Source organism: Streptomyces sp. NBC_00335, assembly GCF_036127095.1.
Taxonomy (GTDB): Bacteria; Actinomycetota; Actinomycetes; order Streptomycetales; family Streptomycetaceae; genus Streptomyces.
Genome location: NZ_CP108006.1, coordinates 194,893 through 210,752, shown reverse-complemented (window position 1 = coordinate 210,752; position 15,860 = coordinate 194,893). Strand labels below are relative to the sequence as shown.

The window sequence follows — 15,860 nt, the reverse complement described above, 5'->3', positions numbered from 1 at the left end:
GCAGCGGGGCGGCCGCGGTACTCAGGTCAGGTTCCCGCCGGAGCAGGATGGGAGCGGATCCCGACTCTCTTGTGGTGCAAGGTACTTGATGACTATCTTGTACCGCATGACAAAGGAACTGCCCGCCGCCGGTGACCAGCGGCGCAGTCAGCTCCTGCGCGGGGTGCTCGACCTGTGCCTCCTGTCGCTGATCGCCGAACGGCCCCGGTACGGCTTCGAGTTCGCCGAGGCGCTCGCCGCGGGCGGGCTGGAGCTGGTCAGCGACGGCAGCATCTATCCGCTGCTCGCCAGGATGGAGCGGGCGGGCCTCATCTCCTCCTACCGCGCCCCCTCTCCGAGCGGCGGCGCCCCGCGCAAGTACTACCGCCTGACCGGGGCGGGGCACGCCGAACTGAGCGGCGGCCGGGCCGACTGGCTCGCCTTCGCCGGGCAGGTGGGCCGCATCCTGACCACCACGGAACCCACGGGGGGAACCACACCATGACGAACGAGCGGATACTCGCGGCCTGCCGCAGCAACTGGGAGTACCGGGGGATCGACGACGCGTCCGTACGGGAGATGCTCGACGAGCTCTCCGCCCACCTGGAGGACGCCGAGGCAGCCGGCCGCACGGGACAGGACGTTGTCGGCCGGGACGTCCGCCGCTTCGCCGCGGCATGGGCGCGGGCGCGCGTCCCGCTCTCCCGCCGGGTGCTGCGCGTGGCGTCCCTGGGCTGTCTCGTGGCCGGCTGCGTCCTGCTGTTCTCCTACTTGCGCCATTGGACCACCAACCTCGACGTGACCCCCGACTACCTGGCCTTCTGGACGGTCCTCGGCGTGGCCACGGTCGCCTGGGAGCTGCGGCGGGGCAGCCTGGGCATAGGTGCGGGCTGGGTCCTGGCCTTCGCCACGGCCCTGCCCGCCGCGATAATCACCAGCCTGTTGGCCGGTGACGGGGCGCTGTTCACGCTGCCGCTGTGGGCGGCGGCGCTCCTGCCGCTGCCCGGGCTGCCCTATGCCGTCGCCGACGTGCGGGCCGGGAGGAGCGGCCGGGCCGGAACCGTGTGATGACGGCACGCCGGCGAGCACGGGGCGGCTCCTGGCGTGTCCGGGTCGGCTGTGCCGGCCCACGGCCCGCTCCGGCCAGCGGGACGGCCGGCCGGGAGGGAGCCCGGGCCGGCCGTCGGCGTGCGGTGCGCGGACGCGCTAGGAGCCGTACGCCTCCAGTTCCGACAGCTGGCCCGCGGGCCAGCCGGTGTTGCCGGTGAAGGTCAGGCGCAGGTGGCGGACGCCGGAGGCGGGAAGCGTGACGGTGACCGTGTTGGATCCCTCGGTGAAGGTGTAGGCGGCGGAAGCCTTGAGCGTCGACCAGGCCGCACCGTCCGTGGATCCGAGCACCGAGAGGGTCTGGACGCGGGTGCCCCAGGTGGCGGGGAGCTTCAGCACCAGTCGGCCGACGGTCCGGGTGGCGCCGAGGTCGACGGTGACCGACTGCGGGAAGGCGTTGTTGTTGCTCTCCCAGTAGCTTCCGGAGTTCCCGTCGGTGACGTTGGCGGCCACGTAACCCTGGGTGTGGGTCGTGTCGGTGGCGCTCTTGCCCTGCGCGAGGTTGGTGCCGGCCGGCGGGGTGGTCGGTGTCGGGGTGGTGGTCGGTGCGGGAGTGGTCGGCGGTGTCGTCGGGGTGCCGTCGGCCGCGGCGTAGACCTCGAACTCCGAGATCTGCCCCGCCGCCCAGCCGGTGTTGCCGGTGACGTTCAGCCGTACGTAGCGGACGTCGGCCGGCTCGAAGGTGAGCGTGGCGGTGTTGCCGGAGGCGGGATCGAAGGTGACGCCCGCGGAGGCGCGCAGGGTGGACCAGGCGGAGTTGTCGGTGGATCCGATCACCGCGAGGGTCTCGGTCCGCGTGGCCCAGTCGGAGGAGGGCGGGAGCTTGAGGGTGACCTTGCCGATCCGCTTGGTGTCGCCGAGATCCACCGTCAGGGTCTGCGGGAAGGAGTTTCCGTTGCTCTCCCAGTAGGTGGAGGCGTTGCCGTCGACGGCGTTCGATGCCGTGTACGACTGGACGGCCGAGGAGGCGGTGGCGGGCCTGCCCTGGGCGAGGTTGCCGTTCGGCGGTGTGGTGGGAGGTGTCGTCGGCGGTGTGGTGGGGGGCGTCGTGGGCGGGGTCGTGGGGGGCGTCGTCGGGGGAGTGGTCGGAGGCGTGGTCGGACCGGTGGGAACGCCGCCGTTGGTCCACACCGGCGCGGGCCACACGCCGGAGCAGGTTTGACCGGTGTTCCAGCCGGAGTTGCCGCCGCCATCGGCGATCTGGAGGCCGGCGCCGATGCAGTTGTGGATCGGGGTCGACGACTGGGCGATGTTCTTGGCGGTGACGCGGGTGAACTTCGCGGCGAGGTTGGACTGCGCCTGGATGGCGTAGGTTCCTGCCCCGTCGATGTTGACGTTGGTGAGCTCCACCCCGCTGATCGGCCCTTCGATCGAGTGGATCGCCGCGTACGAGGAGTCCAGGATGTCCGTGTCGGAGATCTTGATGGCGGCGCCCTGCACGGCCTCGTTCAGGCCGGAGAACCAGATCGCGCCGACCCCGAAGTTCCAGTTGAAGTCGCTGTTGCCGGTGCGGATGAGGGTGTTGCGGGCGGCGGTGATGGTGCCGGCCACCGCGGTGCCCTTGCCGGAGTTCACCCCCGGGTAGCGGTTGGCGATGTGCAGCCCGCCGCCGTTGCTGATGGTGTCGGACATGACGTTGTCCGAGATGGTGAAGTCCTTGCCGCCGTAGGTGACGATGTTGTTGGCGAGGATCGGCAGGACGACCGTGTTGTGGTCGAAGCTGATGTTGGTGTTCGGCTTGTCCTGGGGCCAGGAGGCCAGACCGTCGTCACCCGCGTTGCGCACGAAAGTGTTGGTGACACGGGAATTCGTGACACCCGTGTGGAAATTCACGCCGTCCGCCGTCATGTCGAGGAAGCGGCTGTTCTGGATGGTGAAGCGGTCCATCGGGCCGTCCATCCAGGCGGCGACCTTCACGTGCTGGATCCAGAGGTTGTCCACCGTGGAGTTGGACATCGCCCCGCCCACGGCGTTGACCTGGTCGTCGTCGATCCGCTCACGGATGTCGCCGATGATCGCGAAGTCCTTGAGGGTGACGTTCTTGCTCGGCCCGTTCGCCTCGTGCGACCGGACCGGCCCCGTGTAGCCCCCGCCGGGGACGTACTTTCCGTAGAAGCCGGCGGCGCGGTTGCGGTTCACCGGGTCGCGCCCGCCGAAGACGGAGTACCAGGGGCCCGCGCCCTGGACCGTGACCCCGTCGACGACGACGTGGTCGTAGAGGGTGTAGTTGCCCGGCGGGACGTAGACCGTCTTGCCCTGAGCCTGTCCCGCGTCCACGGCGGCCTGCATGCGGGCCGTGGAATCGGTGGCGCCGGTCGGGTCCGCGCCGAAGTCGGCGACGGCGTCGAGCGCTCCGGCAGGCTTGCCGGCGGCCGGGGCGACCTGCTCGAAGTCGGCGAGGTCGATGGTGAAGGTGGGCGACTGCGCAGTCGAGGTCACCTGCACGCGGATCTTGGTGCCCGCCGGATAGGTGGAGCCCAGCAGGGTGCGGGACTCGTCGTAGAAGTGGTGCGGGTTGGTGTCGCCCGGGCTGTTGTTGAAGGGATAACCGCCGTAGTACCAGCTGTACTTGGAGGTGACGGGAAGGGTCTTCACCGACTGGCCGTCGGCCCGTACGTCCAGGGTCGCGTCGCGCCCCTTCCCGTCACCGGTGTCCGGGAGGCTGTAGCGCAGCGACATCGCGTTGGCGGGCTTGGTCAGGGTGAACTCGACGTACTGGCCCACGGCGTTCAGCGTCACGGCCTGTCGGCCGGAGGCCTCCGAGGGGAGGCTCCCGTAGAGCCGGTCGGGGCCGATGAACGTGCCGTTGGTGGCCGCGTACTCGGCCTCCAGTTCGGTGAACGGCACGCTCGCGCCCCGCCCGGCTATGCCGATCGGCGAGGGCGCGGGCACTCCGGCGGCGTGCGCCGAGGGGGCGGCGCCGAAGGTCAGGGCGGTCAGTGCGGCGGTCCCGGTGAGGGAGAGGGCCAGGAAGACGGCGCTGGTCCGCCGTCTGAGGGAGCGGACTTGCCGGGGTGTCACGGGATGACTCCGTGGGGGCTGGGGCACGGGCACGCACGTCCTTGCGGCTCGATCGGTGAGGAGCGGAAGTGGCTCAACCCGGGACGCTACGACTCCGCATGGAGGAAGTCTATGATCCTGCGCAAAAAGCAGACTCAGTCTCGCAATAAACATCTGACTAGAGGGCTCTGCTGATCCCCGCGTGCGCACACGAGCGCCTTGCCTGGCCCCGATCCGGTGGGCCGGCAGGAAAGCAGCCCGACGCGCTCAGACCGCGTCGCTCCCGCTCCCGCCTCCGCCGGCCAGCTCACGCTCGGCGCTCGCCAGCAGCATGTCCAGCGCCACCGGATACGCACTGTGCGGCATCCGCGCCGCGAGGAGTCCGGCGGTGGCCGCGATGTTCGGGTACGTACCGGCCGGCAGGCGGGCGTACGTGGACTCCCACCGCTCCTCATCGGACTCCCGAGCCTGCTCCGTCAGCGCCAGGGAAGCCGCGTCGAGCGCCGCGAAGGCGAGGCACTGGTCGATGTAGGCGTGGTAGATCCGCACGGCGGCCTCGTCGCCGAACCCCGCACCGCGCAGGCTGCCGAGGATCGCCTCGTCGGCCGCGATCTCCCGGGGTCGCCCGGTCACCCGGCTCGTGGTCAGCAGGGCGGCCTGCGGATGGGCGAGGTAGGCACCGTAAATGCGCAGCCCCAGGGAGCGCAGGTCCTCGCGCCAGCGCCCGGTCGGGGCCCAGCCGGCGAGGGCCCGGCCGATGAGCTCCTCGCCGATGGCCAGAGTCAGCCCGTCCATGCCGTCGAAGTAGCGGTAGAGGGTGCTGGGGTCCGCTCCCAGGGCGTTGCCGAGCCGCCGGGCGGTCAGGCCGGCGCTTCCGTGCTCGCGCACCATCCGCAGCGCCGTCTCGACGATCAGCCGCTCGGAGAGCACCGTGCCCTGCCGGGTCGGGCGGCGCCGCCGGCGGGCCTCCTCCGGAACCACGTCCTTCGGCATCGCGTCCCCGCCTCCCTGGGTCGTTCGCGGCCTTATGCCAACACCATTGACCTTAACTCCCGGCAGACGGTTCCATCGGCCCCCGGGGCACACGCCCCATCGAGAGAGGACCTCGTCATGCGTGTTCTGCTTGTGGGTGCCGGAGGTGTCGGAAGCGCGATCGCCAAGATCGCCGCCCGCCGCGGTTTCTTCGACCGTTTCGTCGTCGCCGACTACGACCTGGCCCGCGCCGAGGCCGCGGTCGCCGCCCTGGGAGAGGCGGAGCACCGCTTCCTCGCCTGCCGCGCGGACGCCTCCGACGAGGAGGGGATCACCCGGCTGCTCACCGAGCACGGGTGCGACGTCCTGATGAACGCCACCGACCCGCGGTTCGTCATGCCGCTGTTCAACGCCGCGCTGGCGGCGGGCACCCACTACGTGGACATGGCCATGTCCCTGTCCCGCCCGCACCCCGCGGACCCGTACGGCACCTGCGGGATCAAGCTCGGCGACGAGCAGTTCGACCGGGCCGCGGAATGGGAGAAGTCGGGCCGGCTCGCGCTCGTCGGCATGGGTGTGGAGCCCGGTCTCTCGGACGTCTTCGCCCGCTACGCGGCCGAGGAGCTCTTCGACGACATCGAGGAGATCGGAATCCGGGACGGGGCCGATCTGGCCGTCGAGGGCTACGAGTTCGCACCGTCCTTCAACATCTGGACGACGATCGAGGAGTGCCTGAACCCTCCAGTGGTCTACGAGCGCGAACGCGGCTGGTTCACCACCGAACCGTTCAGCGAGCCGGAGGTCTTCGACTTCCCCGAGGGCATCGGCCCCGTGGAGTGCGTCAACGTCGAGCACGAGGAGGTCCTCCTCGTCCCGCGCTGGGTCGGAGCCCGCCGGGTCACCTTCAAGTACGGCCTCGGCGACGATTTCATCGGCAAGCTGAAGACCCTCCACGCGCTCGGCCTGGACTCCACCGAACCGGTCACCGTCCGCAGCGAGGACGGCAGCCCGGTCCGCGTCTCACCGCGCGACGTGGTCGCGGCCTGCCTGCCCGACCCGGCGACCCTCGGGGACCGGATGACCGGCCGCACGTGCGCCGGGACCTGGGTCAAGGGCACCAAGGACGACCTGCCCCGCGAGGTGTACCTCTACCACGTGGTCGACAACCAGTGGTCCATGCGCGAGTACGGCTCCCAGGCAGTGGTCTGGCAGACCGCCGTCAACCCCGTCGTGGCCCTCGAACTGCTCGCCGCCGAGGTGTGGTCGGGGTCCGGAGTCCTCGGCCCGGAGGCCCTGCCTCCCCGGCCCTTCCTCGACCTGCTCACCGCGTACGGATCCCCGTGGGCGATGCGGGAACAGGACCCGTCCCCGGCATCGCGGACTCCGGCAGCAGAGGCTGCCCGCGCCCGGCGCCCGTAGTCACGGGGCCGCACAGGGCTTCGGAGGCGTCAGCGTTCCGACAGCTCCGAGGGCGCTTCCTGGACCACCCAGCCGTTTCCGTCCGGGTCGGCGAAGGTCAGGAAGGAGTTCCAGGTGTCGCCCTTGCCGTCCTCCCAGCCCTTCTCGCCGATGTGCCGCACCGGCGACACCTCCACACCGCGCGACGTCAGCTCCTCCCGCGCCGCCTCGATGTCGGTGACGCAGAGCTGCAGGCCCTGCAGCGTGCCCGGTGCCATCTGGCGCGTACCGGGCGCCGGGGGCATCCCGTGTTCCAGCGCGATCGAACAGCGGGAGCCGGGCGGGGTCAGCTGGATGATGCGGATGCCGGGCGCGACCTCGCTGTCGAGGTCGAGCGTGAAGCCGACCTTGTCCGCGTAGAACTCCTTGGACCGGTCCATGTCGGTGACAGGGACCGGAACCACTTCGAGCGTCCAGTTCATGACGGGTCTCCTCGGAACACGATGGGTGCGGGGAGGTCCACCGTCGCCCACGGGCGGCCCTGGTGCGAGCCGAAACGCGGGACGCGGCAAAGAAATTGGCGGCGCGCCACTGCACCCCGATGGGTGCGGCCGGGTCAGGGAGCGTGTTACCGCCCACCTGACCCGGCCGCCGGCCGCCCGGTCAGGATCAGCCGGCCGGCCAGTGCGGCCACGAGGGGGCGTACGCGCACCAGTACTCGGGGCAGCCCACTCGGTAGGCCCGCGTGATCGTCTCGGTCAGCGAGGCCCCGTCACGGGCCGTTCCCGTGACCCGGAGCGACACCCGGCCCTCGGGCAGGCCCGGGACCGTGACCCTCCAACCACCGCTGCCCGTACGGACCTTCGCCGTCTTCCAGGTGGTCCCGTCGTCCGTGGAGTACGCGGCCGTCACCCGGTCCACGCCGGCGCCGTGCGCGCCCCGCTGCCGCTCGAAGCCGACACCGAGGGTGAACTCCCGGCCCGCTGTCACCGAGTTGTCCCCGTCGAGACCCGACATGTCGTACCGGGTGTCCAGCAGGCCGAGGGGCCGTCCACCGTCGGTACGGCCCGACCGGAACCGCCAGGTGTCCTGCACCGTCGTGCCCAGCTCCCACATGGAGCCGGCGCGCGTGGTGGTGGAGCTGAGCTCGTACCACCGGGTGCGGGCCGGCACGTCGAACACCCCGCGCCCGCCGACGTCGTTGCGGGCCAGGACCTTGCCCTCCTCGTCGCGCAGCACCGTCTCCCCGCTCTCCAGCTCCGCGACCGCCTGCGAGCGGTGGCCCGAGGCGTCCGAGAACATCGGCAGGTCGAGCCGCAGCTTGTCCCCGTCGCGGGTCGCCTGCGCCCGCCCGTCGGGGCCCAGGACCGACAGGGAGGGGTTGAACGGCCCGGTGAGCCAGGAGTCCCGGGTCGTACGGCCCGCCCGGTAGACGGTCGGTTCCGTGAACTGGGTGCCGAGGGCGAGCCCCTCGTCGGTCGCGTACTCGAAGGTCGCCGTCCGCCACGGGACGTCCGGGGTGTAGTACGCGGTGAGCCGGTGCGGCGCCCGCACGACCGTGTGCTGCTGCACCACGTCGAGACCCTTGTAACGGGCCCAGCCGTACAGGCCCTTGGGGTCGTTGGGGTAGCCCGTGGTGCGGAGCGCGTGCTCGACCGCCGCCATGTCCTGCCCGCGATCGGTCCAGCGGGCGCCGGCCGGAACCCCGTCCTCGTACGTGTGGAAGGTGAAGTACGCGCGCTCGCCGTTGCGTTCGGCCTTGATGGAGAGGGTGACGGGCCCGCCGGCCAGGCGCTCGCGCAGCAGCGTCGGTCCGGGCTCCGCGATGGTGAGCACCTGGTCCTCGGGCTCGGCGGAGACCCAGCCCCGGCCGATCAGGACCACGGCCGGCTTCTGCTCCTTGATGGCCTGGTAGCGCCTGGCGACCTCCTCGCCCGGAGCCCCGTAACCAGGCTCGAACAGCACCACCTTGTCCGTCAGCCGCAGCCCGCCGAGCGCACTGCCGTCACCGGCGTCGACCACCTCGCCCGTGATGTCCCACTCGATGCGCGCGAAGTAGTACGGGCCCACCGGGATGTCCACCGGGTCCGCGCCCGACGTCCGCGCGTGCAGGAACGGCTGCTGCCAGGACGCCCCGGCGAAGTACCCGAGCCCGGGCATCCGGGAGCTGCCCACCGCGTACGCCTGGTACCGGCCCTCGTAGACCGGTGTGAGCAGCCCGGTGGTAGCCGCGCCGACGTCGGAGACCAGCCCCTGGGCCGAGCCCTGCTGGACGACGCGCATCCGCGGATCGTCCACGGCCATCGTGACCGGCCGCGCCCCCGACACGTCGAGGGTCACCGTCCGGTCCCCGGTGAGCGTCACCCGCTGCGCGAGCTGGACGGTGGACTGGGCGACCGTCACCTCACCCTCCAGGTCGCACTCCCAGACGCTGCCGAGCACCCGGTAGGAGCCCTCGGGCAGCCGCAACCGCTCCTCGCCGGCGGCGAGGCCGACCAGCTCGGCGGCCCCGGTCCCTTCGTTCTGCACGACGACGGTGGTGTAGGCCCGGTCCACTCCGGGGCGCGTCGCGCCGGGAGCCAGGGTCAGGGTCGCGCTCTTCGCCTCGGCCTCGACGCCGACCGGGGTGCGGACTCGGCTGCCGTCCGCACCGCGGGCGGTGATCCAGGCACTGCTCGTACCGGCCTTCGCGCGGTGGCCGTCGATCCGTACGACCGCCTCGGCGCCGCCGCCCGCGGGCACCGTCAGAGCCTTCGCGAGGAGCGAGACGGGCGCGTCACCGTCCACGTCGAGGGTGAGCCGGACGGCCTTGGTGCCCGGGTTGCGGTAGACGACGGTCCGGCGGGTCTCTTGGGCGTACGGCCAGGAGAGCTCGGCGGAGACGGCCGGCGGCGAGGCCGTCACCGCGGCGGCCAGGGCCGCGGGCACGTCCACGCTTCCCGCGCCCTGCTCGTACACCCCCGCCCCCGCGACCGGCCGCGCGGTGGCGACGAGCGCCGCCTTGATCCGCGCCGCGTCCCAGTCGGGATGCCGCTGTTTGACGATGGCCGCGGCGCCCGCGACGTGCGGGGTCGCCATCGAGGTCCCGCTGATCGTGGCGTAGTACTCGCTCGCCGCGACGTCTTCGAAGGTGCCCTTGGCCCGGGCGGCCGTGATCTCGCTGCCCGGCGCGGTGAGCTCGGGCTTCACTGCGCCGTCGGCGAGGGCCGGACCCTGCGAGGAGAACGGGGACATCGCGCGCTGCTTGGTGATCGACCCGATGGTGAGCGCACTCGGCGCGGCGGCCGGGGACCCGATGGTCCCGGGCGCCCCCGCGTTGCCGGCCGCCACGACGAACAGCGGACCGCCACCGGCCGACAGGGTCTCGACGGCCTGCGAGAGCGGGTCGCTGCCGTCGCTGGGCAGGTCCGAGCCCAGCGACATGGACACGATGTCGGCCTTCTGCGCGGCCGCCCACTCCATGCCTTCGAGGATCCAGCTGATGTATCCGGAGCCGCCGCCGTCGAGGACCTTGCCCACGGCGAGCTCCGCGCCGGGCGCCACCCCCTTGTACCGGCCGCCGGACGCCGCGCCGCCACCCGCGATGGTCGACGCCACGTGCGTGCCGTGCCCGTTGGCGTCCTGGACCGATTCGTCCCAGGTGAAGTTCTTCTCGGCTGTCACCCGGCCCTTCAGGTCGGGGTGGCCCGTGTCGTAGCCGGTGTCCAGTACGGCGACCTTCACACCCTTCCCGTCGAGCCCCGCGGCCCAGGCCTCGGGAGCGCCGGTCATCGCCACGCTCCGGTCGAGGCTCGCCCGGACCTTGGAGTCCAGCCACAGCTTCGACGGCGCGGCGCCCCGCTCGCGGCCCTGCCGGAGGAAGTCCTGCCAGGACCGGGTGGCGTCGGCCTTGCGCACCGTACGGGCGGCCAGGCCGAGCCCGCCGTACTCGCCGCCGCGCGCTGCGCCCGAGAGCGTGGTGCCGGTGGTCGCGATCAGCGGGATGTCCTCGCGGGCCGCGTCGTCGTAGCCCTGGGCCGCGAGCGCCGTCACGTCGAACAGCTGCCGGTCGAGACGGCCGCCGGCCAGCGCCTCGGAGGCGTCGACGGGGATGACGTACTCGTGGTCGTCGACCCGGGCCCGGGTGAAGGCGACGTGCCGGCGCCCCTCGGCCGGGGTGACCCCGCTGACCTGCGTGGCGGCGCCGCTGCCGGTGAGGGAGACCCGGTCCCCGGTCACCAGCGTCACCGTGCGCGCGCCCGGCCCGCCCTTCGAGGGCGCGAGCGCGGCCCCGCCGGGCCTTGCGGGTTCTCCGGGCTCCGCCACGGCGGGCAGCCCCGCCGCGAGCAGAGCCGCCACGGCGGCCACCACCACTGCCGCGGTTCTCGATCCTGGTACGGGTGCCCTGGTCAACGGATCGCGACCTCTCCTCGTGCCGGACGGGCCTCGTGGGCCCGATGCTGCGAAGAGTGTCGGGGGCCGGATGCGGCTGGTGGTCCAACCGGAACGGGCGGATCGCCGCCATGGCACACAACCGCCAAGTCGCACCGCGGGCAGTGGCGTTGGCGGGAATCACGGCTCGCCCCGGGTCTCCCCAACTGATCGCCAACGCGTGAGTAGGATGATCGGATAGCTGTTCTGGATGCGGCGCGGCGGCGCGTACGGTCCGTCGGTCGGCCGGTGTGGAGAGTGAAGTGGATCGAAAGAAGAAGACTCTCCTGACGGGTCTCGGAGTGCTGGGGCTCGCGGCCGCCGGAACCTTTGCCCTGACCGGTGCACGATCCGTGGAGCCGGGGCCCTTTGCCGGTGATCCCCAGTGCCGCCGGGTCCTCGCACAGCTCCCTGACGAGCTGCTGGGGGAGGAGCGCGACTCGGTGAAGGGGGCCGGTGCCGCGAGCTGGGGCGATGGCACCATCGTGCTGCGCTGCGGTGTCGCACCTCTCGCACCCACGATCAACACCTGCATGAACGTCAACGGCACCGACTGGGTCCTCGACGAGGAGCGAGCCACGCGCGGAGGGCCGCGGGTGGTCACCACCTACGGGCGGATCCCCTCGGTGGAGTTGGCCTTCAACGAGGGAGATCTGCTCGCCGGGGACGCCTTGGTCGTCATCGACAAGGCCGTACGGGACATCCCGCAGCAGTCCCCATGCATCGGGCTCAGCGAGACCTGACACGTGCGCCGGTGTGTGGACCCGAGGGGCACTTACCGGTCAAGGCGCCTGCTGACCGTCCTCCCGGGCGAGACGAAGGGCGAGTTCCTGCAGGATCGCGTCGGTACCGGGCTCCGCGCCGGTTTCGTCGTACGCGTAGGCGACTGCCGCGAAGGCGGCGATGAAACCGTTGACCAGAGCGCTCAACGGCGCGGAAAGCTGATCGAGCACGGCGCCACCGACCTCTTCGGGGGCGGCTCCCTCCGGCACCAGGAAGTGACCGGGGGTCACTTCCGCGAGCAGCTCGGAGGCGAGGCCTTCGCCGACATCCGCGCGCAGGGCGGTGAGCGCGGCGATGGCCTTGAGTTTGATCTCGTTTTCGTGCACGGCCCGAGACTACGGCGCGAGCGACGCCCCGCGACAGCTCGCGCTACGGAGGCTTCGGCGAACGCCTGCCGGCGTCGAACGGGGGCCGTCGCGTGCGCGGGGCCGCAGAGCGTTGGGTCGACCGCCCGCCGTGAGCTTCAGTCCCGGCCCCGACCTTGAGCCAGTGCTGCCGCCGACACCTGCGCTCAGTGCGTGGCGAACCAGTCGGTGCTCAGCCGATCCGCTACGGAGAAGCCCGCTTCGCAGTCCGGGCACGTCGCATCGCCGAAGACGTGGGTCATCGCCGCCGCGACCTCCGGGTGCCCGTCGGCCAGGGCGATGTCGTGGAGCCGTCGGCCGATGCCGTCCATCGCTTCGGGGTCGGCGGGGCGCAGGGGTATCGTCTCGACGTCGTCCTCCGACAGCGCGTAGTCGCCGATCGTGGAGCAGTGTCCGCGCTCGCCGATGACGATGAACACGTCGGCTTGGCAGCCGGGGCAGGTGACCTCGTACTCCTCGTTCACGAGGCCCTGGGCCAGGTCTTCGCCCCAGCTCATGACGCCTTCGAAGCTCAGCATGGATTCGAGGAGGTAGGCGTACTCGTTCCGATCGGACGACGTCCGGAGACGTTCGTTCGCCGCCGCCAGCAGAGTCTCGACCACCGCGGCGTGCTGCGCGCGGACGTCGCCGGCCCCGTGCGGCTGGTCGGAGCCGGCCAAGATCGCGCCCGCCAGGTTCAGGGCGCTGACCGCCTCCTCTCGGTCAGAGCCGCCGGCTACCTCGGCCAGCCAGGGCAGGGCCGCGAAGCTGGCCGAGTAGACACTGCCTTGATGGCAGAGCGCCGACCACAGACCGTTCCAGCGCTCGGGGTTCGGCTCCGATGCGATCTGGTCCAGCAGCGCCGGTACGTCATCCGCGGATAATGGTGCAGTCGGGTATTGGAACTCTCCGAATAGCTCGGACAGCACGATGCCACCCTTGTCGAGTTCGAACATGGTTCTTCAGGCTGCCCGCAGTCTCCAGCGGACTACGGTGATGAGGGTCCGCGGAACGGGAAGGGCTGTCAGCGCCCCGACGTCCTCTACGCCGACCGCGGTTACGACCACAACGTCTACCGCCGCCAGGTCCGTGAGCTGGGCATCCGCCCGCTCATCGCCCGGCGCGGCACCGAGCACGGAAGCGGCCTGGGCAAGAACCGCTGGGTCGTCGAAGCGGCCTTCGCGCTTCTGCGCTGGTTCCGCCGACTGCGTATCCGCTGGGAAATCCGCGCCGACATCCACCAGGCATTCCTCACCCTCGGCTGCGCGATCATCTGCTGGCGGCGCCTCAAAAAGCAGTGCTGATCTGAGCCCTCAGCCCGAACCGGCGACCAGTGCCTCGCCGAGCGGGGTGCGCCGGTAGAGCACCGACCGTCCGGACCGGGCGCGGACGAGCAGCCCCGCGCCTCTCAGGATGGCGAGGTGGTCTCCTACCGCGCCGGGTGCCATGGCGAGGCTTCGGGCGAGGTGGCTGGTACTGGCCGGGGCGTCCAGCGCCAACAGCAGCCGGGCCCGAGCCCGGCCGACCAGAGCAGTCAGCGCGTCCGGTTGGGGGACGGTCTCCTGTTCGCCCCACAGGGCGGCGGTGCCGCGGGCTGGATAGACCAAGGTCCTGGGCCAGGGGTCTTCCAGGTGGGCGGCGATATGCCCGACGAAGACCGAAGGGATCAGCAGGAGCCCGTCGCCGGCGAGGCGGACTGTTCCGCCTCGGAAGAAGCCGATCTCGATACCGCCGGCGCGCCAGGCGACGCCCGGGTGCAGGCTCTCGATGGTCGCGGCCCATCCGTGTTCGCCGATCACCCCCACCCGGTGCACGACATCGCGCTCACAGATCGCGCGCAGTTGCGGCCAGTCCGCGGCGAGCAGCTCGTGCCACGCCTGGTCCATCGCCTCGGCGATCCTGGAGACGGCGTCCGCCGAGTCCAGCACTGCGCGTACGCGGGGATCACGGGCGGACGGGCCGGTCGCGGTGGCAGCGAATTCGTGGCGGGCCGCTTCCAGCGGTGTGGCCCGGATCACGGCCAGGTCGTCAGCCCAGGTCTGGTTCAGGCCGCGCGGCGGCGGAGCGACGAAGTTCGGTCCGCCTTGCGGGGTCTGCAGCGCGAGGGCGGCGTTCAGTTCGGTCTCACGGCGAAGCCGTTCAAAGGCCGGCATGAGCCGGGCGGCCCAGGCTCGCGGCAGCGGCCGGCCTTGGCCGGCGAGCGAGCGCAGCAGGAGGCAGAGGTCCAGCGCGGGCGACAGCGCGAAGCGGCTGCGCAGCAGGTCCTCGACGGAGACTTCGAAGCGCAGCACCCTGCCAGGCTACCGCGGGACGTCTGTTCCGATTCGTCCAGCGACGAATCATTGGTGAGTGGCGTGGGCGCACGGCGAGGCTGGGCGTCATGACCCCAACCGCCGAACCCGCGCAGGTCAACCACCGTGCCACCTACCGGGAGGTGCTGGCCGAGCCGCGATTCCGGCTGCTCTTCTCAACCCGCATCGTCGCGATCACCGCGGACGCGATGCGGATCACCACGTTCTCGGTTCTGGTCTTCGCGGCCACCGGCTCCGCGCTGTTGAGCGCACTGGCCTTCGGTATCGGCTTTCTCCCGCAGTTGTTCGGCTCGCTGCTGCTGGGCTCACTGGCCGACCGACTGCCGCCCCGCACGCTCATCACCGGCGGCTACGCCTTGACGTGCGCCGCCGCCCTACTGCTCGCCCTGGTTCGGATGCCTATCGCGGTAAGCCTCGGTGTCATGGCGCTGGTCGCGCTCGCCACACCGGTGTTCAGCGGCGCGTCGAGTCGGCTGGTCGCGCAGTGCCTGGAGGGCGATGCCTATGTACTGGGCCGTTCACTGAACAACATCGCCTCCTCCGGCGCGCAATTGTTCGGTCTGGCGCTGGGAGGTGCGGTCGTCGCGGTACTCGGCCCGCACCGGGCGCTCGCGGTGAGCGCCGCCCTCTACCTCGGCTGCGCGCTCGCCGTCCGCCTCCGGCTGCCCCGGCTGCAGCCGGGAGACTTCGGCGGCACACCCGGCAGCGCTCGGGGCGAGGGCGGGGCCGTCCGGGCAAGCCTGCACAGTGCTGGCCTGCTGCTGCGCGGACACACGGTGCGACGACTGATGCTGGCCCAGTGGCTACCGCCCGCGTTCGTAGCGGGCGCGGAAGGCCTGATCGTCGCCTACGCCGGAGGACGCCACTTCGCGCCCGGCTGGTACGCGGTGCTGATGGGCTGTCTGCCGGTCGGCATGCTTGTCGGCGACCTGCTGGTGGGGCGACTGCTACGGCCACCCACCCGGGAGCGACTGGTGGTCCCGTTGATTGCGCTGATGGGACTGCCGCTGGTCGGCTTCGCCGCCGAGCCCGGAGTGGGCGTCTCGTCCTGTCTGCTGCTGCTCTGCGGCTTCGGATTCGCCTACGGTCTCGGCCTGCAACGGCCGTTCCTGGACGCCCTGCCCCAGGACGGCCAGGGTCAGGCCTTCGGCCTGCTCGGCTCCGGCGGCATGACGCTGCAGGGCGTCGGGCCGGCCTGCTTCGGCTCGGTGGCCGCCGGCATCGGAACAGGCGGCGCCATCGCCCTGGCAGGCGGCGCGGCGGCGCTTACCGCCGGCTGGATTCTCACCTGGCACCCGCCCACATCCCCGGTCCCCGCCCCGAACTACTCAACGGGATCAGAGAACGGCACCGAACAGCATGCGTGTAGTTCTCCTGCCCAGTAACCGTCGCAGGTCGGGTCGGCCGCGAACCTCACGCGCCCCACCCCCACGTCTCTCTGAGAGACAATCATTCCCGATGGCTCATTGCGTAAGGAGTCCCAAGCCTCGGCTCTGCCGGCCGTGGAGGACCACGTACGGGATCTTGAGACCACGAACAGCTCATGGAAGGTTCA

At 71.4% G+C, this 15,860-nt stretch carries 12 protein-coding genes and 1 pseudogene; 6 read left to right on the top strand and 7 right to left on the bottom strand.

What is annotated here, in order from left to right; all coding sequences use genetic code 11:
• The first annotated feature begins 106 nt into the window (after positions 1-106).
• Positions 107-484, top strand: coding sequence for a PadR family transcriptional regulator (locus tag OHA37_RS01005; protein ID WP_266901430.1), 378 nt, complete (start codon positions 107-109; stop codon positions 482-484).
• Positions 481-1,047: a hypothetical protein gene (locus OHA37_RS01000; RefSeq protein ID WP_266901428.1), complete on the top strand. Its 567-nt coding sequence runs from the start codon at positions 481-483 to the stop codon at positions 1,045-1,047. Before OHA37_RS01005 ends, OHA37_RS01000 begins: the two co-directional genes overlap by 4 nt.
• Positions 1,048-1,185: 138 nt before the next feature.
• On the opposite strand, the gene OHA37_RS00995 is transcribed toward OHA37_RS01000, so the two are convergent.
• Positions 1,186-4,107, bottom strand: coding sequence for a discoidin domain-containing protein (locus OHA37_RS00995; RefSeq protein WP_266901426.1), 2,922 nt, complete (start codon positions 4,105-4,107; stop codon positions 1,186-1,188).
• 246 nt (positions 4,108-4,353) lie between these two features.
• The gene (locus tag OHA37_RS00990) at positions 4,354-5,079 is read right to left on the bottom strand and encodes a TetR/AcrR family transcriptional regulator (RefSeq protein WP_266901424.1); all 726 of its coding nucleotides are present in this window, start codon (positions 5,077-5,079) and stop codon (positions 4,354-4,356) included.
• Positions 5,080-5,196: 117 nt separating this feature from the next.
• Here OHA37_RS00990 and OHA37_RS00985 point away from each other — a divergent pair, with 117 nt between their 5' ends.
• Positions 5,197-6,477 (top strand): saccharopine dehydrogenase family protein, encoded by a 1,281-nt coding sequence (locus tag OHA37_RS00985; protein ID WP_266901422.1) that lies wholly within the window; start codon positions 5,197-5,199, stop codon positions 6,475-6,477.
• 29 nt (positions 6,478-6,506) lie between these two features.
• Here the strand turns inward: OHA37_RS00985 and OHA37_RS00980 are convergent, their stop codons facing one another.
• Together OHA37_RS00980 and OHA37_RS00975 are read right to left on the bottom strand one after the other, a co-directional pair.
• The gene (locus OHA37_RS00980) at positions 6,507-6,938 is read right to left on the bottom strand and encodes a VOC family protein (protein WP_266901420.1); all 432 of its coding nucleotides are present in this window, start codon (positions 6,936-6,938) and stop codon (positions 6,507-6,509) included.
• A gap of 187 nt (positions 6,939-7,125) precedes the next feature.
• A complete protein-coding gene (locus OHA37_RS00975; RefSeq protein ID WP_266901418.1) occupies positions 7,126-10,848 on the bottom strand; it encodes a S8 family serine peptidase in 3,723 nt (1,240 codons plus the stop codon).
• Between the two features lie 281 nt (positions 10,849-11,129).
• On the opposite strand from OHA37_RS00975, the gene OHA37_RS00970 reads away from it, so the two are divergent.
• Entirely contained in the window at positions 11,130-11,609 is a 480-nt protein-coding gene (locus OHA37_RS00970) for a DUF3515 family protein (RefSeq protein WP_266901416.1), read from the top strand.
• 39 nt (positions 11,610-11,648) lie between these two features.
• Here OHA37_RS00970 and OHA37_RS00965 read toward each other — a convergent pair whose 3' ends face one another.
• On the bottom strand, positions 11,649-11,975 hold the full coding sequence (locus tag OHA37_RS00965) for a hypothetical protein (protein ID WP_266901414.1): 327 nt from the start codon (positions 11,973-11,975) through the stop codon (positions 11,649-11,651).
• Positions 11,976-12,160: 185 nt separating this feature from the next.
• Positions 12,161-12,949 carry a hypothetical protein gene (locus tag OHA37_RS00960; protein WP_266901412.1) on the bottom strand — a complete coding sequence of 263 codons (789 nt, stop codon included), beginning with the start codon at positions 12,947-12,949 and terminating at the stop codon, positions 12,161-12,163.
• Positions 12,950-13,006: 57 nt separating this feature from the next.
• Here OHA37_RS00960 and OHA37_RS00955 point away from each other — a divergent pair.
• A pseudogene (locus tag OHA37_RS00955) lies at positions 13,007-13,297 on the top strand (transposase); the annotation flags it as partial.
• Between the two features lie 9 nt (positions 13,298-13,306).
• Here OHA37_RS00955 and OHA37_RS00950 read toward each other — a convergent pair.
• On the bottom strand, positions 13,307-14,284 hold the full coding sequence (locus OHA37_RS00950) for a winged helix-turn-helix domain-containing protein (RefSeq protein ID WP_266901410.1): 978 nt from the start codon (positions 14,282-14,284) through the stop codon (positions 13,307-13,309).
• 89 nt (positions 14,285-14,373) lie between these two features.
• On the opposite strand from OHA37_RS00950, the gene OHA37_RS00945 reads away from it, so the two are divergent.
• Positions 14,374-15,690 (top strand): MFS transporter, encoded by a 1,317-nt coding sequence (locus OHA37_RS00945; protein WP_266901408.1) that lies wholly within the window; start codon positions 14,374-14,376, stop codon positions 15,688-15,690.
• The last annotated feature ends 170 nt before the right edge of the window (positions 15,691-15,860 follow it).

What these genes read in the sequence shown, in the direction of transcription:
- OHA37_RS01005 (WP_266901430.1), top strand. Translation starts at nt 107, where the DNA reads ATGACAAAGGAACTGCCCGCCGCCGGTGACCAGCGGCGCAGTCAGCTC.
- OHA37_RS01000 (WP_266901428.1), top strand. Translation starts at nt 481, where the DNA reads ATGACGAACGAGCGGATACTCGCGGCCTGCCGCAGCAACTGGGAGTAC.
- OHA37_RS00990 (WP_266901424.1), bottom strand. Translation starts at nt 5,079, where the DNA reads ATGCCGAAGGACGTGGTTCCGGAGGAGGCCCGCCGGCGGCGCCGCCCG.
- OHA37_RS00985 (WP_266901422.1), top strand. Translation starts at nt 5,197, where the DNA reads ATGCGTGTTCTGCTTGTGGGTGCCGGAGGTGTCGGAAGCGCGATCGCC.
- OHA37_RS00980 (WP_266901420.1), bottom strand. Translation starts at nt 6,938, where the DNA reads ATGAACTGGACGCTCGAAGTGGTTCCGGTCCCTGTCACCGACATGGAC.
- OHA37_RS00960 (WP_266901412.1), bottom strand. Translation starts at nt 12,949, where the DNA reads ATGTTCGAACTCGACAAGGGTGGCATCGTGCTGTCCGAGCTATTCGGA.
- OHA37_RS00945 (WP_266901408.1), top strand. Translation starts at nt 14,374, where the DNA reads ATGACCCCAACCGCCGAACCCGCGCAGGTCAACCACCGTGCCACCTAC.